Raw genomic sequence first — 25,457 nt, forward strand, 5'->3', positions numbered from 1 at the left:
GCTTCCATCAGGTTTTAATCCTGCCAATTCCGCTTATTCAGCGAAATGGTGGATAAAAATAAGCCCAATACAATGAGCGTCAGAAAATAAATAAAGTCTCGGCTGTCTAACACCCCTCTAGAAATGGATTCAAAATGGGATCGGGCACTCAGATACTCGAAGAGTTGACTTAACCATCCGGACTGACCACGAGCTAATATTCCAAAGAGCAGATGGAAAAACAGCCCGATTAGGAGCGCCAACAGAAAGGCCACAATCTGGTTTTGCGTGATGCTGCTGGCAAATATTCCGATGCTAATGTACATCCCACTGAGTAGTATCAACCCCAGATAACCACCTGTGACAGCACCGTGATCGATGTTGCCGAGAGAAGATACACTCCAATAATATGGAAATGTACATGCCACAGCGATCATGACTAAAAGCAGGCAGGATAAAAATTTTCCGGAGACGATTTCCCAATCCCTTATCGCTTTTGTACTCAAGAGCTCAATGGTGCCGGACCGATTTTCTTCTGCCAACGATCGCATAGTAATAGCTGGAATAAAGAAAAACAGCGTCCAAAATGCAATGCTAAAAAACACTTGCAAATCGGCTTGACCAATGAGAAATATATTGCTGCTGTTCGACAACCACGTAAAAAATCCACTCAACCCTAAAAATAGAATGATCATCAAATAGGCAATCAGTGAATCAAAATAGCTGTCCAATTCTCGTCGGGCTATGATCCAGATTTTTTTCATGCTATATCCATTTTGGTATTCTGCATATAATCTTCCCTGTTCTTTGTACCTGGCTGTGAAGTTACATTTCTAAATACATCCTCCAGCCTGGTTTCCATTGGTGTCAGTTCCATAAGATACCATTGGTTTTTGACGCACAAATCAAAAATAGCTTTGCGTGATGTTTTTCCGTGTTCAGAAGATACTTTAAAGTAATTGGTTTTCTTATCCAGCTTTTCCACAGAAGCCACGGTGGGGAGACTGCGCAAACCCATTTCTGCGCTTTCGCCTGCGATAGTACCCAGCTGAACATGAAGTATTTCTTCCCCTTCTGCTTGTTTTCTTAATGATTCTGCCGTACCATCTGCCACTATTTTGCCTTGATTGATAATCAGGATTCGATCGCATGTAGCCTCTACTTCCGATAGGATGTGACTACTGAGGATAACCGTTTTTTCTTCTCCCAACTTTTTGATCAATTTTCGGATCTCTATGATCTGGTTGGGATCCAGCCCTGTGGTGGGTTCATCAAAGATCAATACATCAGGGTCGTGAATGATGGACTGCGCCAGCCCGACCCGCTGTCGATATCCTTTGGATAGTTCGTGAATGTATTTGTGCTTTTCATCATCCAAACCGCACAGGTCAATCATTTGCCGTATACGTTCCTTGATGGCATCGCGGTGGACCCCCTGAATTTCTGCACAAAAATGGAGGTAATCAATGATGGGCATGTCGGTGTACAACGGGTTGTTTTCAGGTAAGTACCCAATCTTCCTTTTAATGGTTAAAGGTTCTTCTGCTACATTGACACCCTCTATATAAATGGTTCCGTCGGAGGGCGCCATATATCCCGTCATCATTTTCATCGTGGTGCTTTTTCCGGCACCGTTGGGTCCTAAAAACCCGATGACTTCACCAGTCTGAATCTCAAATGAAATCTGGTCCACTGCTTTTTGATCCCCGTAATATTTTGTCAAATTGTGTACCCTGATGGACATTTGTACGTATTTTAAAACCGCAAATTGATTATAATATCGCAGAGGTTTTAGGGATCGCTCCACTATTCCAGGGTGAGAAGTTCTCTTCATCTGTGTGTAAACAACACCACGAAATACTAAAGCGTTTTTAAGAATCTTCTACGACATTGCTATCACATTTACCCAAAATTATAAAATTGAGAATTTATGTTAAAATCAAAATTCGTTAATGTGTGTTAAAACAAACCGTGGTCGCCTGGAGGGGGGGTATATCTAATGAATCGGCGACTTATCGATCTTTTTGAATCCACTTTCCGACGAGGGTCAGACCAATCATCAGAAGGATCATCACACCGAGGATAGCACCCATATTCCATAGCGTACTTGAAAGTCCAATTTCCCCAATATGTAAAAAAGGGTATGGATAATATCCGGATACCGAACCTCGCATGAGAATGAAAGTAATGTACAATACAGGGTAAGCCAACCATAGAAAGACCAGCTTCATCCGGGGTGCCGTGTGTCTTATCGTGATCAGCCAATAAATTAAAAAATAAACTGGAATGACACTGTGTAAGAACTCATCTACGACCAGTTGCAAGCCGGTGGGTTCCCAGATTGGACGTAGCACGAATTGGTAGACCAGGCCCACGATGAGTATAAAAACGGTAATCGCTGTGATGGCTTCCGGTTTGAAAAAAAATTGAAGGGGTCTTTTCTTCCACTTAAAAAACCGGATCGTGAAATACAATGCAACCAATAAATTGGTCAAAATAGTGAAAAAGCTAAAGAAACGAATGAGTGTTTCCGGAACAGATGCCACTCTGTTTTGGATCATAAGCACGAGCTGGATGACGATTGTCAGCCATGTTATAACCGATCCAAACGCTTCAAGTTTTCTTTTCATAGCAATAGTAGAGCCATGCCTGGTAATATAGATTACTCAAATATAGTAATAATACTTTTTCTAGGTCATGATCTTTTTGATCAGATAAAATCAAATACCCCCGCCAAAAGGTCATAAGAGTGCAATCGTGCGTCATGGTTCGTCATCATATCCTGGATGATGATTTCATCTACGGATAAATCGTTGCTCAGCTGAGTAAGCTGCTCATGAACCTGATCGGGCGTACCGGCCACAAACCGGGGTGGTTTGCCTGAGCCTTTCATATAAGTTTCGAGGCTGGGTAACCCACCCAGCTTTTTGACGGCGTCATCGGGAGCTGGCATTTGTGCGTCAATTATACCTCGGGCGAGATTATCGTACATCACATGGACCGGAGCGATTTGTCTGCGCGCCTCCTCTTCTGTGTCCGCACAAACCACATGGACGGAAAGGATCACTTCAGGGGATTTAACACCTGTACGCCCTGCAGATGGTTTAAATCCCGACCGATAGGAATCAATGATTTGTCGTGTTCCTTTTTGGTTGATAAATCCGGCAAACACATAGGGCAAACCGAGCTGGGAAGCCGCCGAGGCACTCCAGGCGCTGGAGCCCAGCAGATAGAGTTCGGGATGGCTGTCGATGGTGTGAATCGGGGCTTTTGCAAAAGGGTGGTCATCGGGAAAACTGTGATCCAACCAGGCTACCAATTCTGTTATTTGTTGGTCGGAATCACTGCGAAACTGCTTGCTCCGATCTTGCTGCAGGGCAAAATCAGTGATGGGGCCTGTCGTTGCCCGTCCCGCCCCCAGATCAATCCGTCCGGGGTATAGTTCATTGAGCGTGCAAAAAACTTCAGCCACCTTGAACACACTGTAGTGATTCAGAAGCACCGAGCCTGATCCGACCCGGATGCTCGAGGTGTTGGCTGCTATAGCTGGGATGAGCACCTCGGGCGCGCGACCGGCAATAGACGCGGCTCCGTGATGTTCGGCCACCCAAATCCGGTGAAAGCCTAGCTTTTCGATGTGCTGGGCGACATCGATACTTTTCATGAGGGCGTCGTGTCTGGTTTCTCCAGGAATGACGGTGGATAGATCAACAATAGATAATTTCATAGCACAAAATTTTATTTAACCTTGGACCAAATTTGGCGAAGCACGCGTAATGTTGATAAAACCCAACTTAATAGGTTTTGTTTCTGATATTCCAACACTTTGAGCTACCGAATCGCTCCATGACCAGTCTCCTGTCAAAACGGCGATTGTCTTTCTTGTATACAGGTATGGAAATGATTGATCATGGTGAATATCAGTCTTGTTTTTCCGGACAGATTGGCCCCTGGAAGAAGTATATTAGGAAGATAAATGGGAGGTCCGGCAGATGTATTTTTGTAAATTGCATGTACTTATATGCATTTCACGATACCTTGTAGATGATGAATGCCAAAAATTTTCTGCTTATTGCAGTCCTTGTATGTGCCGGCTGGACGATGTGGGCTCAGCCTGTAGTAACGGTCACCGGGTCACGAAACGCTGACCAGAAATCGATCTGGCTTTCCCATGAGCATATTCTGGTGGATTTTATTGGCGCAGACAAAATTACAATGAATGATTACAATCGTAGCACAGTATTCCATGAAATGCTTCCATATCTGTCGGCGCTTAAAAAATACCAGATCGGTTACTTCGTCGATGCGACCCCACCATTTCTGGGAAGAGACCCCGAACTGCTCCGGCAACTTTCTGTGGCGTCAGGGGTATCGATTCTGACCAACACCGGGCTATATGGAGCTCAGCAAAACAAATTCATTCCGGCTTATGCTTTTGATCTGACCGCTCAAGAACTATCCGAAAGGTGGATAAAGGAGTACCGGCAGGGTATTGACGATACCGGGATCCGCCCCGGATTTATAAAGATTAGTGTCGATCCTAAAGATCCCCTGGATCCCATGCATGAAAAAATTGTCAAAGCGGCTGCGCTGACCCACCTGGAGACCGGATTGACCATCGCATCCCATACAGGAAAAGCACTGGGACTGTGGCCACAGCTCCAAATACTGAAGAATGCCGGCGTGTCACCTGCTGCTTTTATTTGGGTGCATGCACAAAACGAATCTGACACGGATGCATATATTAAAGCGGCCGAAGAAGGCTGCTGGATCAGTCTGGATGGGGTGGGCTGGAAAACAGAACTCTATGTCGAGAAACTTCGTTGGGCAAAGGAGATGGATCTGCTAGATCGCGTCCTGATCTCTCACGATGCAGGGTGGTATGATCCGCAAAAAGAGGAACAATCCATTCAGCCTTTTACCAATATTTTTGAGGTGTTGATACCTCGATTAATGGCGTCTGGTTTTACCCGGCGCGATATCCATCAGTTGCTCACTGTGAACCCAGCGATGGCTTTTGGGATTGACGTACGAAAAAGGGAATAGGCTGATTATTCTTGTTGGAGCACCAGGCCAATTGCGATTAATGCAATCGACACTCTTTGCAATTTTCCAGAACCTGATTTTTGGTGATTCCATTTTCTTCGAACCCTGTCCATTCAGGACCTTAACCCGCAAAAGTCAAACGTCACCCAAAATTGGGCTATGCAATATGCCCAATTTTGGAATTTAAGCACTTGATGCAATGCATATTATCCGTCATAACAGATTTTCGTGGTGAAAAAAGCGGGTTAATCCAGGTAGGATAGCTTTTTTCGGAACGGCAGGATTTTTTAGAATCGAATCACTGTTTTGCCAATGCTTTTTCCGGATTCCTGCATTTCATGGGCCTTCTTGAGATTGCTGACAGTAAAACCTTCCAAGGTAGTATTCCGGGTTGTATGGAGGGTGCCTGCGTCCAGTAAATCACCCAATTTATTAAGAATATCATGCTGTCGGGCGATGTCATCCGTAGTGAACATAGAACGGGTGTACATCAATTCCCAGGAAAACGTGACACTCTTGGTTTTAAGGACATCCAGGTTCAAAGGTTTGCTGCTGCCGGTAATGGACACAATATGTCCCTGTGGCTTGATAATTTCTGCCATCGTATCCCAATATCCCTCCAGATCCACACAGTCAAGGATGTAGTCTACCTCCTGATGCCCTGCTTTTTTCAGTTCTTCTTTTAGTTTATAGTGGTTAACCACCACGTCGGCACCCCGGTCCTTGCACCACTGGATGGATTCTGGCCTTGAAGCGGTTGCGATCACGGTGAGATTCCCTATTTTTTTAGCGAGTTGTATGGCGATGGAGCCTACCCCGCCGGCTCCTGCCAAAATCAATATCGTCTTCCTCTGGTCTGTCTTTAGGTTTACCCGGATCCGATCGAAAAGAGATTCATAGGCCGTCAATCCTGTTAAAGGAATAGCAGCTGCTTCTGCCACGTTTAAGCTTTTGGGCTTGTTCCCTACGATGCGCTCATCAACAAGCTGATATTCAGCGTTACTACCGCTTCGGGTAAGATCCCCGGCATAAAATACTTCATCTCCTACTTTGAATCTGGAGGTCTTATCGCCAACAGCCTCCACGGTACCCACAGCATCCCATCCAATGATTTTTGGTGTATCAAGCACTTTATCCTGAGCTGCCTTTTGTCTGATCTTATAATCGATAGGGTTCACTGAAATAGCGGCTATTTTCACCAATAAATCGTGTCCCGAGGGCGTCGGCTTCTCAGTTTCAAACTCGATAAAACTATTTGGTTCGGAAATGGGAAGTGATTCTTTAAATCCTATTGCTTTCATGTTTTTTATTTTTTACTCCGGGCTATTGAGGCCAGCCATTTTGTTGTTCTCCTCCATCGTGAATAACATTGATAAACGAAACATGTTTAGTTTTAGAATCCAGTGCTGAGCTTTATTATCTTCTCGGCGAATCATTCTGGCAGACAGAAGTTCTTAATCCCAATCCTATTTAGGAAATAGTAGACTATCTTGGTGGTGGCCCGAGCAATTGCTGTGGGGTCTTGTGTTTTTTGAATGATTATTGTAAATTATCGAGATGATTAAACAGAACTTTTGTCGGTATTCATAACTTCCGTAATGGGGGTGATTTTTATAAGTTTTATTTCTGTCGGAAATGAAGCAGATCAAGTAATTTTTGAAAATATGGATGAACAAGCGAAAGCGCGCCATTATACGGCGGTGGCGGACAATTATTTGAAAGGATTAAATGAGCAAAATCTGGAATTGATCATGTCGCTTTATGCGGACAACGCTACGGTGGAAGATCCCGTGGGAAGTGAAATCGTCTCGGGCAAAGAGGCTGTCTATAAATTTTATTCCGGCGCAGTGACGATGGATTTGAGCCTGATGCGGACCGGACCGGTGCGTGTAGCTGGCGTAGAGGCGGCCTTTCCTTTTCAATTGCGAATGGACGTAGACGGTGTACCCATGGTCACGGATATTATTGATGTCTTCCACTTCAATGAAGAAGGTAAGATCGTCTCCATGCGGGCTTTCTGGGGGCCCAGCAATCGCCGGAAAGCGACGGAGTAGCTTCGGAATACATTCAAAACAGTTATGAAATAGTGTAGCTCGGGATTTTAATCCGGGAAAACTGGTTGTATTGTAGTTTCATATTTAATAGTGGATAGCTGGAATTTTTTTCATGTTTTCATCAACGGGAGGTACTTGTCCGCTGCCCACTTTGTAGATTCGTTCGTTGGAAACGGTCATGGCTTTGGTGAGTTCGGGATAGGGGATATTGTTCATATTCACCACCCCGATGTTATAATTCTCCCCATCAAAACGTCCATAAAACGGCAAATCGATCCATTGAAAATAATGCATTCCGATTACCTCAGGCCGGGAAAACCCTTGTTCGAGGTAGTGTCGATAGGCCCTTCCCCGGTCTTTTTGATTAGCTACTCCTACGATTCCGGTGGCGGGTAACGCCCGATCCACGGCGCCGTGATGGAATTCGCCAATAAGTACCGGTTTGCCACTTTTTTCGGCAATTTTCGCTGTTTCAGGTGGATCCATGCCATAGCCATTAATGGAAAATGCATCAAAACGTTCTCCGGCCTTGTAAAGTAAATCCGAACTCAACCAGGCATACCGCATCCCCAGATTGAGGTGGTTTTGATCAACCTTGTCAATTTCATCGCAGGGGATATCTACATATCTGGATACCATGATTTCCGAAAATGCGTAGAAATCTTTATCAGCTGTTTTTGACGGGTAGGATTTGAAGGATTTTTGGAGTAATTCCTGAAAAGCATGGAGATCAAGGTTCCAGCTGTTATTAAAATCCTTGATATCCCCGCCATATTTTTCACGAATCCATTCGACAAATTTATTTTTGGTTTCGGACTGCTGGGTTGTCCCAAACATCTCAAAGGCAATGTTGAGATCCCCGGATGCCCATTGGGGTTCATTTTGTAAAAAATATCCGATCAGGTAAGGGTCGTCTTTGTAATCATGAAGCTGTTTGGCAAAGTGAACCGAATTTTTGTGGTACTCGTTGGAAAAGACATCAGGAAAATCCCTAAATACACGAATTTTGGTCGTTGGGAAACCGTAGAGGGGCAAGACATACGGCAAATTGTTGTTTTTGATAAATGTTATATCGGACCAATTGCCCACCGTGTTAAATCGGTATTTTTTCATCAATCCCCTAGTGGTGGTTTCCCATTTCCTGCGCGCCTCCTCGCCATATACTTTGGTCAGGTTTTGCACATAAAAATCCACATTTTTGGTGTCTTCCGGGAGTTGCTCAAATAAGTCTTCAATGTCATTGACCGGGCCAGCAGAACCATACTGCATGACATCCACGCCGGTGCTCAAAAAAGCATAGCCTTCCGGATCGACCAGCCACCATCTGTGACCATCGTGCTCGGTCCGGAAATATCCGGATGGTTCAAATTGTTTTTCTTTCCAACCACCATATTGGCTCCAGTTATCTGGATAAGTCGCTGACTGTGCTAATTTTTCGACCTTCCTGTTTTTTCTTTTGAGTTGTCGTTCATTTCGAATCTTGTCTTTCCATTTTTTGAGCTTCCACTGGCCAAATTCATCGATGATCGATTCCTCAATGGGTGGATAAGGCGGGGGCAGATTTTCAGTGATAGAGATAGAAGCGACCTCATATTCCGGTGACGGATAGACTTTGTGGATCGGACCAAACCGCAGGACAACTTTGACGATATCTGCCGGATCTAGTCGCCGGCCCCAGACCGTTCCTTTTAGTTGGCGGGGGAAGCGGGGCATAAACACATTTTGTCCATCGAGGTAGCTCAATGGGAAGATCATTTTGGTTTTCAGTTTGGGAAGGATCCCCATGTGGGTATAAATCCCTTTGATGGTCTTTGCTTTTTGGTTCGGATTGTTTTCAGAATCTGACTGTTCGGCGTTTATGTAAAATTCAATATTTACTTGACCGCTGTATTTATTGTTGGCGAACACCTCAAATACGAGGTACTGTCCGGCGTTCCAATCTCCTTGATCGCCCTTTTCCCAGATAACCACGCCCGGGTTTTCTTGTGTCGGGTGGATGGTTAAGGTCGTTTGATCGAATTCAGAACTTCTGTCGGTCAGGGAGCTGTTTTTATTATGTATGGCTATGTGTTCCAGACTGAAGGGCTGCACCGTGCCGGGGTTATCAATAGTGGCGCTACCTGGCAAGGCACTCCATATCATCAGTATAAACAGGCTAGTTAACCGTATTATATATTTCATCGTCCATTTAAATTAACCTCCAACTCTTAAGCGTTTCAATTATTTTTACCGTTCCGGGGCTCTAGAGTCAGCTTTTCGTTATTATCATATTGGCATATGATTTTTGCTGACTGTGGTTTATAATAAAATGCTGAAGATAGAATATTTTGTTAGTTTCAACTAATATTTGAGTTTATGACCCATTCAGCGGTTGATAAAAATTCGGATGTGAAAACACGACCCGTTTTATTTCAACAGCATAAAGAGTCCCATTTAAAATTTATCAATATGACTTCAAGAAGAAATTTTATCAAGCAAGCAGCGATGCTGTCCGGATCCACTGCTTTTGCAGGTGTTTTTCCATCGGCTATCCAACGCGCTTTAGCCATCGACCCCATCCAGGATAGTACCTATATGGATGCTGAACATATTGTGATACTTATGCAGGAGAACCGATCTTTTGACCATGCTTTTGGTAAACTCAAAGGGGTGCGTGGGTTCAATGATCCCCGGGCCATCCACTTACCCAATAAGAATAAAGTCTGGTTACAAACTAATCGAAAAGGAGAGACCTATGCACCGTTTCGTTTTGATATAAAAAACTCCAAAGCAACCTGGATGTCCTCGTTGCCTCACAGTTGGGAAGATATGGTCGACGCCCGAAATGGTGGTAAGTATGATGGATGGCTGGAAGCAAAAAAGTCCTGGCACCAGGATTATCGGGATATGCCACTTACCATGGGTTTTTATGATCGGGAAGATCTTCCTTTCTATTACGCCCTAGCCGATGCATTTACCGTCTGTGACCACCATTTTTGTTCTTCACTGACTGGCACGGTTGCAAACAGGCATTATCTCTGGACCGGCTCGATGCGTGATCCGAAGTATCGTCAATCCAAGGCCAATGTTCACAACGGAGATGTGACTTACTATCGATGGGCTCGTTGGAAAACCTTTCCGGAGCGACTGGAAGAAAATGGTGTTTCTTGGAGCGTCTACCAAAATGAAATAAGTATGCCCTGTGGTTTTGAATGGGAAGAAGAATCCTGGCTCGCTAATTTCACCAATAACAATCTGGAATGGTTTGAACAATATGGTGTTCGATATGCTACCGGGTTTCAGAATTACCTGACGGAAGTCATTGAAAAAATGCCGGAACGGATTGTTGTGGCTGAAAATAACTTGAAAAAATTGGACGAACATAGTGAGGATTATGCGGCGCTGAAAAAAGAACTGGAGGAGTTAAGAAGTCATCTGCAGTCTGCTCGGGACAATACAGAAAAATGGGGCCGGCAAGTATTTGAAGAATTATCAGAGTTTGAAAAAAACATTCATAACAAAGCTTTCTGTAGTAATATAGATGACCCACATTATCATGAGCTGGAGACACTGAACTATTCAGATGATGGTGTTGAACGTCAAATGAAAGTACCCAAAGGAGACGTTCTTCATCAATTCAGAAAAGAAGTAAAAAATGGAGATTTACCTGCCGTTTCGTGGGTGGTTGCTCCACAGCAGTTTTCCGATCATCCGAGTGTCCCCTGGTATGGCGCGTGGTATATTTCTGAGGTAATGAATATCCTGACCGAAGATCCGGAAGTATGGAAAAAAACGATATTCGTCGTTACGTATGATGAGAATGACGGTTACTTTGACCATATTCCACCCTTTGTTCCACCGGAGACAGGAAATCCGGAAACAGGCCAGGTGAGTCATAATATGGATACCTGGCAGGAATTTGCCCGTCCGGAAGATGAACTGGATCGTCATAGTAATAACCCTTCCGGAGCCCGATGGGGCCCGGTCGGACTTGGGTTTCGGGTGCCCATGGTGGTGGTTTCCCCATGGAGCCGAGGGGGCTATGTCAATTCTGACGTATTGGATCACACCTCTACACTTCAGTTGATCGAAAGGGTGATGGCTAAAAAAGCAAAGGGATCTTTGAGAGAAGATAATATTAGCTCCTGGCGTCGGTTGGTCTGTGGTGATTTGTCCTCGGCTTTCAGACCTTACCGCGGAGATAATATAACATTCCCGCCCCCTGTGGAACGGGACGAATTTGTTGCATCCATCCACCAGGCTCAATTTAGAGCGCTTCCAAAAGGATTTAAGGCACTGTCCCCATCAGAACAAAAACAGATTAACGAATTTCCAGGCCAATCCCCGTTTATGCCCCAGCAGGAACCTGGAATCAAAAACAGCAATGCTCTAAACTACCACATGATAGTGGATGGCCATCTAAATCGGTCCGATGGGGTGTTTCATTTGGATATGGAAGCTCGTAATTACGTATTTGGTGAGAAAACCAGAGGAGTCCCCTATCTCGTCTATGCGCCCGGGACATATAGAAAGGCTCATTCTGAGGAATATGAAAAATCCAGATCCTGGAATTACGCTGTGGCACCTGGCGATCATTTGGACGATTCGTTTCCTCTGGACTACTTTCAGGATCCGGGGTATCATCTTCGGGTATATGGGCCCAATGGGTTCTACAGGGAATTTCAGGGGGCCGGGGACGATCCGGCTTTGGATATACGGTGTGATTATGAACAGGATACCCGGAACCCTTCCAGGTTAACGGGGAATCTGGAAATTCATTTTAATAACCCCACCAGGATGAATCAAAAGGTTACATTAACCGATTTGGCATATGGCAAACCACCTGTTGAATTGACCATAGCGCCTGGGAAGCAAACTACTGTGGTTGACCTGAGTGAAAGCCATCGATGGTACGATCTTAAGGTGGCAGTTAAAAACCCGGGGAACCTCTGTTATCATTATGCAGGCCGCGTGGAAACCGGGCAGGATGGCAGGACCGACCCTCAGATGGGTGGAACGAACTAAAAATTTCTGGAAATCAGGTGATGGCTAGACATGGCAGATTGAGAATTTTCCACCTGTAGTTGCTGGAAAGCCTGAAGTATAAGAGCTTGGATTGGTATTATACCCGCAACACACCGCGAAATCCCCGGGACTTGTAATAGGACTCGGCGCCATTGTGGTATATAAAAACCCGGCCAAACCGATAGTCCCCAAAGATGGCTCCGCCCAATTCCCGGATCTCATTGGGAGTCTTGACCCAACTTGATGTTTTAGTATCAAAAGGACCGACATTTTGATAATCCCGGTATTGATCCTCCGTGACGACTTCAATGCCCATCTCCGCTGCCCTTTCCATAGCTGAGCTTTCAGGTTTGAATTTTTTTCGGGATTCCAGTGCATTTTGGTCGTAGCACAGGCTGCGTCGACCTTGGGGACTTTCCGGGGCACAATCAAAATAGAGGAATTCGTCTTTCTCTTTATCATATCCGACCACATCCGGTTCTCCTCCGGTTTCTTCCATTTGGTGAAGCGACCAAAGTTTTTGTACTGATTCTGCCGAATTTAGTTTCTTCTCAATATCTTCCCATTGAATAGCTTTATGTCGGTGTCGGTTAGATTCAAACCGTGCTTTTAAAGATTGTAGTAATTTATCGGTTTGGTCTGGGGTTAATTCTTTTTTGCTAATTCCTGCCATGGCGATGTGTCTTTTAATTTCTATGGACTGGTAAATTAGAAAATAATTTTTTGCAGAAAAAGTGATTCATTTGTTTTTATTCGAACAAGGTCTTATCGATCCCAGGAATCACGTTCAATGCATTTTTATAATAGATTTTTTTCAGTACTTCATCATCCAGGTCCAGGCCATACATTTTCCAAAACGCGTGATAACGTTTGTAATACGGAAAGTATTCGTCAGCCGATTCCAAGACCCGAAAGTAGGTGTAGTATTCTTCCGGATTCCAGGCGTCTTTCCCAAACAGGACCCGATCTTGGTATTTGGTCAAAAACTTTTTCGCAAACCGGGGTTGTCTGCCCAGCTCGGCGATCACCGCACCGATCTCGGTATAGACATTGGGCATTTCGTCGAGTAATTCGCCCAGGGTAGCCAGATCATTGGCGTACCACCCCAGGTGGGCGTTGATGAAGGTCGTGTTTTTGTGTTTTCGAAACACATTGTGCTGTTCATCGATGATGGTCTGCCAGGGGGCCGGATCGGTGTCGCTTCGTTTGCGCCGGGATCGCAACTTTAGTTCCAGCCACCGCTCGTTTTGATTATCGTGCGGGGACCAGAATGGTTTGGGGTCGGCGGAATGAATCAAGACCGGAATACCCAGTTCGCCACATTTTTCCCAGACGGGACCGATCCGCGGGTCGTCGATCCGAACCCGGTTCCCCTCGCTGTCCGTGTTGTGCATGCCTAGGCTTTTGTACACTTTGAGGCCTTTGGCTCCGAGACGTACATCGTTCTCTAGCTGAGCCACGGCATTTTCGGTCCAGCCCGGTTCGTCGACGTTGTTGAAATCAATATTGGTAAATACAATAAACCGGTTGGGATAATGTTGATTCACATTCTCCAGTGCGCCCTTGAGGTGCTCTGCTGACCCGCGACCCCGCCCGGAGAGATTAACCATGACCTTCATATTGAGATCGTCCATGTCCTTTACCAGCTTGCTCAGGTCCATGTCCGGCATGCCAAACTGATGATTGTGTACGTCGATAAATGGGTATTTGGCCTGGTGAATCTCCTCACCAGGAACCACCAGCGTGGAGGGCGGATCGTAATCTTCGAAGTCCATATTCTGGGTGAGGACATTGTTTAGGCCGAGGATGGTCCAAAACAAAATAAGTAGTATTCTATGCATATCTGTTGTTTTTTGGCTGGGAATTCATCAGAACTTAAAATTACAGACTTTTTCTTAGTGAGAGGTAGATTTAACAGATCTTCCTCCTATGCTTTCAAAGCTTCGTCGGACGCGGTGAGATATTACCTAATTTGCGATTCCGTACACTTTTGCACCAAATTAAAAAGCTATAGCTTAATTTTTCCCTGGTATTGCTAATCCACACCAAGGCGTGGATGACTTGGCGTCCCATGCTTTCTGACCATGCAATCGGCGTGGTTCATAGCTGCGTTCATCTGCATAATCTGCGGGCGGTCATAACTAACTTTAGGTATTTAAAGTTTGGACCCCTGCCCCTCTTCACCCAAAAGATAATATTGTATCAAAAATAGCTAACAAATGGACTGGATAATTGCAGTTGCTGTTGTTAATTTGGCACATATAAACCAAAGGTAAACTCAAAATGAAAAATCAATTGTTTTTATTCTTCTTTATGGCACTGGCCATCTCCGCCTGCGCACAAACTTCCAATCTACCCAAAGCTCAAACTATTCCGGACGAACCATTTGTTCAGGATTACAGCATCAGGTACCTGAAGGAGGATGCGAACACAGACTTAATTCAGGTTGCTGCTGACCGAAATGGTTATATTCAGGTCTTCTCATCAGCCGGGCTGTTGCGCCCCAGAGCCGGTCAGTTTCTTTTCCCGGGCACGTTAGTGACCGATGTGCATTACCGGCCGACTTCGGATAAAAATATAGCATCGCTCGGTACTTATCAAAATGAATTGGTGTACATCGATGATGAAGCCGTATTCAGCAATGCCTGGGCAGGGAAATTGTATTCGCGACACCAAATGCCTGATGCCCATCTATTTGCAGGAGGTAAAGATTTCGCATTTTTGATTTCCAATGGTAAAAAACTCCGCTTCCTCAAAGATTCCAAAAGTTTGTGGGACGGAAACCTGTCGGACGACGAAGTGCGGGATATCAAATACGATGCGGATGCTCAACTGTTTTGGATTTTGGGTAAATCATCGATCAGTACTTTTTCACCGGGGCAGAATAAAATCACCAAAGTTCTGGAAAACTCCAATGTGACATGTATAGAGGTCGCTCCGGGCAAACTGGTCGTCGGTACAGATAACGGCTATTTTGAAATTAATTCCAGAACAAAAAAGAAAACAGGATCAGTTCAGCGTAAAATGCCCTGGACCGAGTTGACTACTATTCGGTATATCGACGGTCGGCTTTGGTTCGGTTCACCTCGCGGTGCGATGCTACTAAGAGCAGATGGTGGCTTTAATTACTATGCCTCCAAGCGGTGGGTGCCATCTGATCAGATCATCGATATTGCGCCAGGTCCTGAAAACTCCGTATTGGTTTTAACGGATGCTGGTGTAGGAAGGATTTATTTTAAAGAGATGACCTTAGCAGAGAAGGCTGACTTTTATGATCACCAAGTCCGTGAACGACATATTCGGACAGGTTTTAACGCCCGGTTGGATGGCTTGCAAGATGGTGATGTCACCACGGGAACCCTCCAGAATTCGGATAATGACGGTCTGTGGACGGCGATGTACCTTGGTGGCGAAACATTTCGATATGCGGTCACAAACTCTGAAGATGCCTTGGGTAATATTCGAGAATCCCTGGCTGCCATGGAACGACTTTATACCATCAACCCCATGAATTCCGGATTTCCATCGCGCTCTTTCCAAAGAGCGGGATATAATAAAGACAGTAAACCCTGGCGGCCGACCGAAGATCCTGAGTGGGACTGGAAGTCCACGACCAGCAGTGACGAAGCCATTGGGCATGCGTTTGTTTTTGCAGTCATTGCTGAGTTAGTCGATGTGGAGCCGATCCGGACCAAAGCTATTGAATTGCTCGATGGATTGATGCAGCACATCGTCGACAATGATTTTTATCTGATCGACTTTGATGGTAAACCAACCACCTGGGGACGCTGGAATCCAGAGTATGTCAACAACTTTGCAACCTACATCGGAGACCGAAAACTCAACAGCTCCAACATCATAGCAATGTTGCAGTCGGCCTATTATTTCACAAAAAAAGAAATCTACAAGGAAAAGGCTTTCGAGCTGATGAATGATCATGGGTATCTGGAAAACCTGATGCGTCCCATGGATGAGATCGGTCAGGCCGCGGAAGATGATGATGACTATAGTAAAATGCTTTCCAGCACCTGGAATCATTCGGACGATGAAATGTACTATTTGGGGTACTGGGGGTTGTACCGGTATGCATTCAATGAAGAGTTGAAAGCCAAGTACAAAGAGGCCATCATTGATCATTGGGAAGCGGAGCGGCCGGAGAAGGAAGGGCTGTGGAACATCATGACAGCGCTGGTAGGGGATGATAATTATGATTTTGAGGAAGCCATCTGGTTTTTGCAGGAATATCCATTGGACCTGATTACCTGGTCTGTGGAAAACAGTCATCGCAAGGATATTGAACACTTACCTGAGAATTTTAGAGGCCAAACCATCAAAGAGGTCCTGCCGCCGGATGAACTTCCCATTCGCCAACACAATGCCAATCGGTTTACGCTAGATCGGGATGGTAAGGGATGGAGAGAATATGGTGCCGGAGATATCTGGTTGCTGCCTTATTGGATTGGAAGATACCTGGATGTGATTGGTGCGCCGACAAGTGAAAAATAACCATGTCAACTTAACCGGCAAACACCTGCATCCGGAGATCCTGAAGGTTGGTCAGAGGTGTCGCAAGTGAGTTATACCTTACTTTGCGAGCCTCTTCCGCCTTATTTTTTGAATGAGTACTGGTCAGTCACAGGAATGCGCTTCAACGATTGTCGGGAAACAAGTTCTTGACTTTTTTAGTACGAGTATAATGGGAAAATGGAAAGGGATCCGAATGAGAGTAAAAGGAGATTTAGAACTGGATGATGTGAGCAAAGATATTGGAGAAGAGGATGATTTGGCGAATGCTCCCCCGGGGTGGTCAGAAAAATAGAAGACTTCATGGAGCAGGCGGTGACGCCCAATGAAAAGTATCCGATCGGCAGAAACTATGACGGAAACCGATCTGGAAGAAAAGTTGGGACTGAAAAGTTCTTCATGGGATAATTTTTGAGGGAAGCCAGGGACCACTGTAAATATTTCATAAAACCAATAATGAAATGAATAAGCTGATTTTTATCTTAGTTTTCATCTCAACAAGTGTTTTCCACATGGACGCGAAGGCGCAAAACACAAAAAATGCACAGGCGCTCGAACTTGGTGCCATGTCCTTTAATGTCCGAAATTCCAATGCCAGCATAAAGGACGGAATAAATGGTTGGCCAAATCGAAAAGACTGGGTTCGGGATATGTTTCATTATTATCGTCCGGGTATCATTGGGATGCAGGAGGTGTTGCATGATCAGCTGATCGAACTTCAGGAGATGCTTCCGGAGTATGGTTACATAGGAGTTGGCCGCAATGATGCTAAGACCGAAGGAGAATATAGCCCGGTGTTTTATAATCAGGCACAGTATGAACTGCTTCAAAGTGCGACCTTTTGGCTGTCAGAAACTCCCACCAAGCCATCGATCAGCTGGGGCGCGGCAACCTATCGGATCGTGACCTGGGGTAAATTCCGGGATAAGACTACGGACAAAACATTTTTTATTTTCAATACACACTTTGACAACCGGGAAATTGCCCGGAATAAAAGCGCGGATTTGATGGTAGAAAGAGTTCATGAGATTGCAGAAGAGTTGCCAGCTGTTGTGATGGGTGATTTTAATTCCAATCCCAAAACACAGGCTTATCTTAATCTGACGGACGAGACTGAAAAGAAGAAGGTGTTTTACGATGCAGTACGCTATGCAAAAAACAGCTATGGACCCGCAGGGACTTTTCATGGCTTTGGAAGCGTACCCTTCGATAAAAGAGAGCGAATTGATTTCATATTTACCACAACAAAAGCCCGGGTAAGTCAATATTTGAATATATCAGAGCAGCGTGGCGAGGTCTTTATTTCGGATCACAATCCCATCATGGCCCAGATTCGTTTTTGACTCCTCTGATATTGCTATTTTATCGAAGGAATTTCGAAACGGTATCAATCAAAACAAAAAGGCGGGCGGTGGGCATAGGTCTACCTGGTCGGAGGATGTCAGCGTATATGAAATTGTTTAATCATGTGAAAATGATCAATTTATGAAAAAAACTAGAGTGAATGGGGTTCTTATACTTTTCCTTTTGTCTCTGTTTTCGTCAAACGCATTCACGCAAATGATGGACCTGCGTCATGCACGAATCATCGCTATAGAGCAGGATGACGGATTGGTGTCAAAATCAATTGTGGTATTAAAAGAAGAAGTAGAAAAGCGAACAGGTATTGAATTGATCATTTATAATAAATGGTCCACATCCGATCAGCCCTCCATTTTTATCGGATTGGAAAGTGATATGGAGGCACTACCCCAGGACGTTCGGTCGATGACTTCAAAAATGCCACCGGTTTACAAGGAAGGGTACAAAATCGCTGTCAGCAAAACAAACAAAACGGTGGCGGTGATCGGCGCCGATAAACGTGGTGTTCTATACGGTGTGGGCAAGCTGCTGCGAACGATGGAAATGAGGACGAACCAGCTATTGATTCCGCAGGATTTTAATATTTCGTCGTCTCCTGCCTACCCTATTCGTGGTCATCAACTGGGCTACCGGCCGAAGACCAATTCGTACGATGCATGGACGGTAAACCAGTTTGATCAATACATCCGGGATCTCGCCGTTTTTGGTGCCAACAGCATTGAGATTATGCCACCACGGACCGACGACGACTTTACCAATATACATATGAAGTTACCGGCGAGCCAAATGATGGTAGAACAATCCAGAATATGCGACTCATATGGCATGGATGTGTGGATGTGGTACCCAAACTTAGGGTCGGATTACACACATCCCGATTCTGTGGCTCGTGAACTGGAAGAACGTTCTTCTGTTTTTAAGGCCTTACCCCGGCTCGACCATCTTTTTGTGCCTGGTGGTGATCCGGGTGATCTGGAACCCGACGTCCTATTCGAATTTCTCAAAAAGGAAGCAAAAGTACTCCATCAATTTCACCCTGAAGCTAAAATATGGGTTTCTCCACAGGTGTTTCGACCCACTCAAAAATGGTTTGATGCTTTTTATGCGCATGTCAATCAAGAATATGATTGGTTTGGTGGCGTGGTATTTGGCCCCTGGATTAAAACGCCCATTGAAGAAATCAGAGAAAAGATTAATCCCGGCATACCTATCCGCCGATATCCGGATATTACACACAGCTTGAGCAGTCAGTATCCGATTCCAAAATGGGATTTGGCGTATGCGATTACTTTGGGACGTGAATGCATCAATCCACGTCCTGTCGATGAGAAAGCGATTCACAATGCGTTTGACCATTTGGCCCAAGGGAGTATTAGTTATTCAGAGGGAACCAATGACGATGTGAATAAAATGGTATGGAGTGATCAGGACTGGAACCCCGAAACTCCTGTCATGGAAACACTGCGTGAATACGCCCGCTATTTTATCAGTCCGGATCTGACCCATGAAATTGCAAGTGGAATGTTGGCACTTGAAGAGAATATTATGGGGCCTTTGATGGTAAATGATGGTGTACTGCGGACGCTTCAGCAATGGCAGGATATAGCAAGGAAAGCACCACTTTTCGTAAAGGATAATTATCGGTTTCAAATGGGTTTGATCAGAGCATATTTTGATGCGTACACTTATCGCCGGCTGATATATGAAACTGAACTGGAACACAAAGCACGCGCTGTTTTAGCAGGAGACCAAACCCAGGGTTCGCTCCATGCCTTAAATGAAGCCAGGGAGGTATTGACAAGCGCATGGAAGAATCCTGTAATGCCGGAATGGAAGAAGCGCTGTTTGGCACTGGCCGATTCGCTTTTCAATAGCATCGGTGCTCAATTAACCGTCGAAAAGCATCATGCAGCCGCTGGTCGTGGGAATTTTATCGACAATATTGATTTGCCTTTGAATGATGCCATGTGGCTGCTCGATCGGATATCTGTCATCGAGAAACTCCAATCCGAATCTGACCGGAGAGCACAGATTGAGGAGATGCTCCAGCGTACAAATCCCGGCCCGGGTGGTTATTATGACAATTTTGGGTCGCCCCGCAGCTGGGCAAGGGTTAGATCAAATGTGAGCTGGGCACAGGATCCAGGCTCTCTTTTATCGCCGCGTGTTAGCTTTGGAGTGGGTTTAAAAAACCAGGAATGGGTTCATGAAGTGACGGCAAAAGGTTTTGAGGGATCAGCTTCGCCAGTGGCATGGATGAACCAGGTTACTGCCCTTTATGATCAACCACTTGAAATAGAGTACGATAATCTTGATCCAAAAAGTGGTTACACCATCCGTGTTGCATACACCGGTCGTTTTAGGTCGCGAATGAAAATGTTGGCTGATGACCTTTTGGTTCATGATTTCATTCAGACGGGCATCCAACCCATCTATGAGTTCGAAGTTCCAATGGATGCTGTAGCCGATGGTCAGGTGGTGTTCAAATGGACCTGCGGTGAGGGAGAACGCGGGGCCCAGGTGTCGGAGGTGTGGCTGATCAAGGAAGAGGCTACAGCTGGAAGAAATAACTGAACCCGCTTTATTCACTACGTACATCTGTTGTGATGCATCACATGCAGTGGGTCAATTGCTTGAATTCCAAAACATCCTAAGCGCTGTTCGCGGGAGCTCACCCTGCCTTCAACAAAGGACGATTGAGGACCTCTGGTCTCGGGCCAGCCAACGATTTTACATCCTAAATAAATAATACACTTTTGTGTAAAAAAATTCCTTTTCCCCAAACACAAGGAACCCTTAAGCTTGGAAACAACCACTACAACCCTTGTATCGACCCCAAATTCCATACGGGGCAAGCTGACTTTAGTCGCTCGAGATGGGTTGAGTTTTTCTCATCTCATCTAAAAATGTATGAATTATTTTGGCGACCAATGTCATTTTCTGACTTTGGAAGTTAAGAATGACCATCGTAGTTGTTTTGTAGTATTAGGAGCAATTCTTATCGGATGGAAATAAGTGTAAGATATACTGCCCGTTAAACATCTCTGGGCCCGTCGAGACTATATTCACTCACATGTGCACCTGCCTAACTGCGATAAATACCATTTGAATTCATCATTGTCGCATATATTCCGAAATATTCTATGATGCTCTTCGTCAAAAATACTCGGTGTAACTCCAGCTAGACCTCTGTTTTTTTCCTCGACAATCTTTGAATATTTACAAAATCTTATACGGCATTATCAAATTCAAATGGTATAAAACGCGAAACAACGCCAGGTGGGTAAAATCAAAAGCCATGAATTTTGCGAGCTAATGATTTACTTTTTCTTGCGGCCTTTTCCTTTCGATTTTCGTTTTTTGAACTGGCCCTTTCGTTCATTGCCTGCGCCACGTTTCCCTTTTCTTTTATTCCGGCCGCCACCCCGATTTTTCCGACCCGTATCTTTAGAGATTTCGATGTTGATATTCCGGCCTTCCAGCTTGAACCCATTAAAGGCATTCATGACCATATCCTGGTGCACGGTATCCGTATTGAAAAAGGAAAAGCTATCTTTTACATCCACGCGATACACCTCTTCTTTGCCCAGATTCAATAAATCGCGGAGGAAGTCTTTTAGGCTCATCCAATCAAAATCGTCCCGGGCACCCACATTGATGAAGTACCGGGTGCTGTCTTCGTTCCCGCCGGAACCACCCTGATCTGCTGATGCATTCAGGTCTTTACTGTCTTTATAGTAGTTCAAAAAGCGGGTAAATTCTACCGAAAATACTTTCTGGATCAACTCTTCTTTTGAAAAATCAGACAGTACCTCGTTGATGACGGGAAGATAAGCGTCTATTTCCGGATTAATTTCAGAATTCTTGATGTTATTGGCCAGGTTAAACATCTGGACCTCACAAATTTCTATACCCGACGGAATTTCCTTGGCTACAAATTTCTTTTGGATTCTCTTTTCAATGGCCTTGATCTTCCGGACTTCACTTTTAGAAACGATCACCATGGAAACACCTGTTTTTCCGGCCCGACCCGTCCGACCACTTCGGTGCGTATATATTTCAGTTTCGTCCGGGAGTTGGTAATTAATGACATGGGTAATATCGTCTACATCGATCCCGCGTGCCGCTACATCGGTGGCTACCAGCATTTGAATCTGTCGGTTGCGAAAGGATTTCATGACCAGGTCCCGTTGGTTTTGACTCAGGTCTCCATGTATTGCGCCGGCATTGTAACCGTCTTCAATCAGTTTTTCGGCTACTTTTTGCGTGTCTCTTTTGGTTCGGCAGAAAATGACAGAAAAGATATCCGGGTTGGCATCAGCGAGGCGCTTTAAGGCATTGTATCGATCTCTGGCATTGACTACATAGTATTCGTGTGATACCTGGTCCGACCCCACATTCTTGGTGCCCACAGTAATTTCTACGGGAGAATTCATGAAGTTTTTCGCGATGGTCGACACCTGCTTTGGCATCGTTGCGCTAAAAAGCCAGGTACTTTTGGCCTTGGGTGAATGAGAAAGGATTTCACTGATGTCTTCGTAAAAACCCATATTGAGCATTTCATCAGCCTCATCCAGTACACAATATTCAATTTTTGAAATATCAATCAGTCCACGGCCAATCATGTCTTTCATACGACCCGGTGTCGCAACGATGATTTGGGCGCCTTTTTTGATCTGACGTGCTTGTTCGGTAATGCTTGCCCCACCATAAATAGCGGTCACATTCAAACCCGGCATATATTTGCCATACGCCTCCATTTCATTGGTGATTTGCAAGCAGAGCTCACGGGTAGGCGAAAGAATAAGCCCTTGTGTGGTTCGATTGTTGGGGTCTATTTTTTGCAACATTGGGAAACCAAATGCTGCGGTTTTGCCCGTTCCGGTCTGTGCCAGAGAAACCATGTCGGTTCCACGGTTCAATAAAATGGGAATGGCTTTTTTTTGTACTTCCGAAGGGGTTTCAAACCCCATATCGGCAATGGCTTTTAGAAGGTACTCTTCTAAGCCGAGTGCTTTGAATGCTGTCATGGTATTAAATTATGTTTTTTATATGCGTGCTAATGGGAAGTTACTGGACATATAAAAAACGGACAGCTTCACTATAACACTCCTCACCCTGAGGATCATTCAAAAAACCGATGTATTCAGACATCGATTTTTTTTCAGGGCACAAAAGTAATGTTTACTTTTTAGTTCGCGGCAGGAGTTTCGTTTTATTTCATAAAATAATGAAAAATTAATGGTTGTCTCGAAGCGTGGTCGATCTGTTTGGTGGGGAATGGATGTGGCATATCCGACCAATTCTGCGGGTCCCGACAGTCATCATCGAGGGAAGGAATCTGCATTCTTTTTATAGTATTTAGCCCGATATTGTGTTGATCTTTACGTTTTGACTGAAAATCTAATTTGCAATTTGGAGCATATCGGTATTGTCCTTAATTTAACGGACGAACTGCTATTATAAGCACTGTTTTTCGATGCGGTTATTTCACATTTGATTTTGAAAATTTATTTGATTCATTCATGCAATGAACCGTGCTTTTTAGATGGTTTGTAAAAGTAAGTCTGATCAACCCCAGCAGAATACGGTGATGTACGCTAATGCAGAATAATGCCATGGGGAGGTGACGATGTAGTTTTAACCCCGGTTCAAATTTGAATTTCGAGCCGGTTGAAATTAAAATAAAACGCCATGCTCACAGGAGTCGATTATTTTGTTGTGATTGCTTACATCATTGGGATGTTGTTGCTCGGACTTTATTTCAAGCGGTTTGTGGATAGTTCTGAAGATTATTTCCTGGGAGGACGAAGCCTTCCGTTCTGGGCGATCGGAATGTCCATTGTAGTTTCTGACATCGGTGCGCTGGATTTTGTCGGTGTTTCCGGTCAGGCGTACCGATACGGTGTGTCAGTCGGGAACTTTGACTGGGTAGGCTCGGTACCTGCCATGCTCCTGGCGGCCTTTATTTTCATTCCCTATTTTTGGCGCGGTGGAATGTACACCATCCCGGAATATCTGGGCAAGCGGTACAATCTATCTGTCCGGACGATCGCATCACTGACGTGGATCTTGTTTTTTGCTTTGGATCTGGGAGTGCTTTTCTGGTCCAGTGCGGTGTTGTTAAATGTCTTGCTGGGATGGACGATATGGTCCTCCATCCTGATCACAGCAGGTGTCGTGGGGCTTTATACCTATTTCGGGGGGATCACAGCGGTGATCATGACCGATGTGGTGCAGATGGTGATCATGTTTGTAGGTGGTGCAGCACTCGTTTATCTCAGTCTCGATGCGGTCGGTGGCTGGGACAATCTGGTGGATAAGGTCTACAATATGGGGCCGGAATATCGGGAGCATTTTCACATCATCCAGCCATCGGATACCAAGTCCCCCTTTCCCTGGACCGGCATTCTTTTTGGTCTGACCTTTGTTATGTCCAATGCCTATATGATCGGTAATCAATCGATCGTGCAGCGGTGTTTGACCGCAAAAAATGAATGGCATGCCAAAGCCAGTATGATTCTGGCCTCGGCGTTGAAAATGGCCATTCCTGTTCTAGTTCTATTTCCTGGTTTAATGGCCATCGTGGTTCATCCGGGGTTGGCTGACGGGGATCAGGCGTTGCCGATGATGATCAAGACGATTCTACCCCCCGGTCTAGTGGGACTGATGTTTGCTGCATTTTTTGCCGGGTTGATGTCCAGTGTGGATTCATTGCTCAACTCCACAGCAACCCTGTTTACCAAGGATATTTATGAACCTTTTATCAAAAAAGACGGGGATGATGACCATTATTTAAAAGTCGGAAAACTAACCACGTTGGTACTGCTGCTTATTGGCGTAGCGACCGCACCGATCAGTTCAGGATTCCCCGGAATTTATGTGGCGATCCAAACGTTTATGTCGTTTTTTCAGGGTCCTTTGTTTGCGATCTTGTTACTGGGTATCTTTTGGAAAAAATCAACTCCGCTGGGTGGACTCTCCGCGTTGGTTATAGGTATCGGTTCGGCAATCCTAATGCACATTTTCAAAGGGCAGTTTTTCCATATCGAAGATCCATTCCTTTTCATCTCCTGGTGGTCGTTTTTGGTTGGTTTTGTGGTGAATGTCGTGGTCAGTTTGATGACAAGACCCCATACCAAAGAACACTTGAAAGGACTGGTATATGATCCGAAAATATTGAGTACATCTAAAGAAATATAGTATGCTAAACTTTGACTGGCTTTCAGGAATATCACAGGAAACGGCCCGATACATATTTTTAGGGCTATATGTCCTCATCGGGGGGCTGGTTCTACTCATTCCCACCGATTATATTTATGTTGGCGTGAAAAAAGAGGATCGGCATTGGTACAACAATCTGAAATTGTGGGCGATATGTTCTTTATCTATCCTCTTTTTTATATACTATATCTTTTAAAAAACCAACTACACATACGATGCGCTTAGAATGGAATGCTCATATTTACAACAGCTTGATTCGTTTCA

The 25,457-nt window shown here is 44.9% G+C and carries 17 protein-coding genes; 8 read left to right on the plus strand and 9 right to left on the minus strand.

What is annotated here, in order from left to right:
* Positions 1-14 precede the first annotated feature (14 nt).
* From KUV50_RS10065 to KUV50_RS10080, 4 genes are all read right to left on the minus strand, one after another.
* Positions 15-743 (minus strand): ABC transporter permease subunit, encoded by a 729-nt coding sequence (locus KUV50_RS10065; RefSeq protein ID WP_222580017.1) that lies wholly within the window; start codon positions 741-743, stop codon positions 15-17.
* The gene (locus KUV50_RS10070; RefSeq protein ID WP_222580018.1) at positions 740-1,723 is read right to left on the minus strand and encodes an ATP-binding cassette domain-containing protein; all 984 of its coding nucleotides are present in this window, start codon (positions 1,721-1,723) and stop codon (positions 740-742) included. The genes KUV50_RS10065 and KUV50_RS10070 overlap by 4 nt, the downstream gene beginning before the upstream one ends.
* 268 nt (positions 1,724-1,991) lie before the next feature.
* Complete coding sequence (locus tag KUV50_RS10075; RefSeq protein WP_222580019.1) at positions 1,992-2,609, minus strand: Pr6Pr family membrane protein; 618 nt, start codon at positions 2,607-2,609, stop codon at positions 1,992-1,994.
* An 80-nt stretch (positions 2,610-2,689) separates the two neighbouring features.
* Entirely contained in the window at positions 2,690-3,706 is a 1,017-nt protein-coding gene (locus tag KUV50_RS10080) for an MsnO8 family LLM class oxidoreductase (RefSeq protein ID WP_222580020.1), read from the minus strand.
* A 317-nt stretch (positions 3,707-4,023) separates the two neighbouring features.
* On the opposite strand from KUV50_RS10080, the gene KUV50_RS10085 reads away from it, so the two are divergent.
* Positions 4,024-5,025 carry a phosphotriesterase gene (locus KUV50_RS10085; protein WP_222580021.1) on the plus strand — a complete coding sequence of 334 codons (1,002 nt, stop codon included), beginning with the start codon at positions 4,024-4,026 and terminating at the stop codon, positions 5,023-5,025.
* 287 nt (positions 5,026-5,312) lie between these two features.
* Here the strand turns inward: KUV50_RS10085 and KUV50_RS10090 are convergent, their stop codons facing one another.
* Positions 5,313-6,326, minus strand: a complete 1,014-nt coding sequence (locus tag KUV50_RS10090) for a zinc-binding alcohol dehydrogenase family protein (RefSeq protein ID WP_222580022.1) — start codon at positions 6,324-6,326, stop codon at positions 5,313-5,315.
* Between the two features lie 273 nt (positions 6,327-6,599).
* On the opposite strand from KUV50_RS10090, the gene KUV50_RS10095 reads away from it, so the two are divergent.
* On the plus strand, positions 6,600-7,079 hold the full coding sequence (locus KUV50_RS10095) for a nuclear transport factor 2 family protein (protein ID WP_222580023.1): 480 nt from the start codon (positions 6,600-6,602) through the stop codon (positions 7,077-7,079).
* An 84-nt stretch (positions 7,080-7,163) separates the two neighbouring features.
* Here the strand turns inward: KUV50_RS10095 and KUV50_RS10100 are convergent, their stop codons facing one another.
* A complete protein-coding gene (locus KUV50_RS10100) occupies positions 7,164-9,260 on the minus strand; it encodes a hypothetical protein (RefSeq protein WP_222580024.1) in 2,097 nt (698 codons plus the stop codon).
* 267 nt (positions 9,261-9,527) lie between these two features.
* On the opposite strand from KUV50_RS10100, the gene KUV50_RS10105 reads away from it, so the two are divergent.
* Complete coding sequence (locus KUV50_RS10105; protein ID WP_222580025.1) at positions 9,528-12,083, plus strand: phosphocholine-specific phospholipase C; 2,556 nt, start codon at positions 9,528-9,530, stop codon at positions 12,081-12,083.
* A 97-nt stretch (positions 12,084-12,180) separates the two neighbouring features.
* Here the strand turns inward: KUV50_RS10105 and KUV50_RS10110 are convergent, their stop codons facing one another.
* Both KUV50_RS10110 and KUV50_RS10115 read right to left on the minus strand, forming a co-directional pair.
* Positions 12,181-12,756, minus strand: a complete 576-nt coding sequence (locus tag KUV50_RS10110; protein ID WP_222580026.1) for a DUF4256 domain-containing protein — start codon at positions 12,754-12,756, stop codon at positions 12,181-12,183.
* Between the two features lie 76 nt (positions 12,757-12,832).
* Positions 12,833-13,924 (minus strand): amidohydrolase family protein, encoded by a 1,092-nt coding sequence (locus KUV50_RS10115; protein WP_222580027.1) that lies wholly within the window; start codon positions 13,922-13,924, stop codon positions 12,833-12,835.
* 442 nt (positions 13,925-14,366) lie between these two features.
* Between KUV50_RS10115 and KUV50_RS10120 the strand changes: the two genes are divergently transcribed.
* From KUV50_RS10120 to KUV50_RS10135, 4 genes are all read left to right on the plus strand, one after another.
* Positions 14,367-16,589 (plus strand): SMP-30/gluconolactonase/LRE family protein, encoded by a 2,223-nt coding sequence (locus tag KUV50_RS10120; RefSeq protein ID WP_222580028.1) that lies wholly within the window; start codon positions 14,367-14,369, stop codon positions 16,587-16,589.
* Positions 16,590-16,701: 112 nt separating this feature from the next.
* The gene (locus KUV50_RS10125; protein WP_222580029.1) at positions 16,702-16,902 is read left to right on the plus strand and encodes a hypothetical protein; all 201 of its coding nucleotides are present in this window, start codon (positions 16,702-16,704) and stop codon (positions 16,900-16,902) included.
* 166 nt (positions 16,903-17,068) lie between these two features.
* Complete coding sequence (locus tag KUV50_RS10130; protein WP_222580030.1) at positions 17,069-17,950, plus strand: endonuclease/exonuclease/phosphatase family protein; 882 nt, start codon at positions 17,069-17,071, stop codon at positions 17,948-17,950.
* A 142-nt stretch (positions 17,951-18,092) separates the two neighbouring features.
* The gene (locus tag KUV50_RS10135; RefSeq protein WP_222580031.1) at positions 18,093-20,543 is read left to right on the plus strand and encodes a hypothetical protein; all 2,451 of its coding nucleotides are present in this window, start codon (positions 18,093-18,095) and stop codon (positions 20,541-20,543) included.
* 746 nt (positions 20,544-21,289) lie between these two features.
* Here KUV50_RS10135 and KUV50_RS10140 read toward each other — a convergent pair.
* A complete protein-coding gene (locus tag KUV50_RS10140) occupies positions 21,290-22,999 on the minus strand; it encodes a DEAD/DEAH box helicase (RefSeq protein ID WP_222580032.1) in 1,710 nt (569 codons plus the stop codon).
* 664 nt (positions 23,000-23,663) lie between these two features.
* Between KUV50_RS10140 and KUV50_RS10145 the strand changes: the two genes are divergently transcribed.
* Entirely contained in the window at positions 23,664-25,172 is a 1,509-nt protein-coding gene (locus tag KUV50_RS10145; RefSeq protein WP_222580033.1) for a sodium:solute symporter family transporter, read from the plus strand.
* The last annotated feature ends 285 nt before the right edge of the window (positions 25,173-25,457 follow it).

The organism is Membranihabitans marinus, assembly GCF_019802045.1.
GTDB classification, from domain to species: domain Bacteria; phylum Bacteroidota; class Bacteroidia; order Chitinophagales; family Saprospiraceae; genus Membranihabitans; species Membranihabitans marinus_A.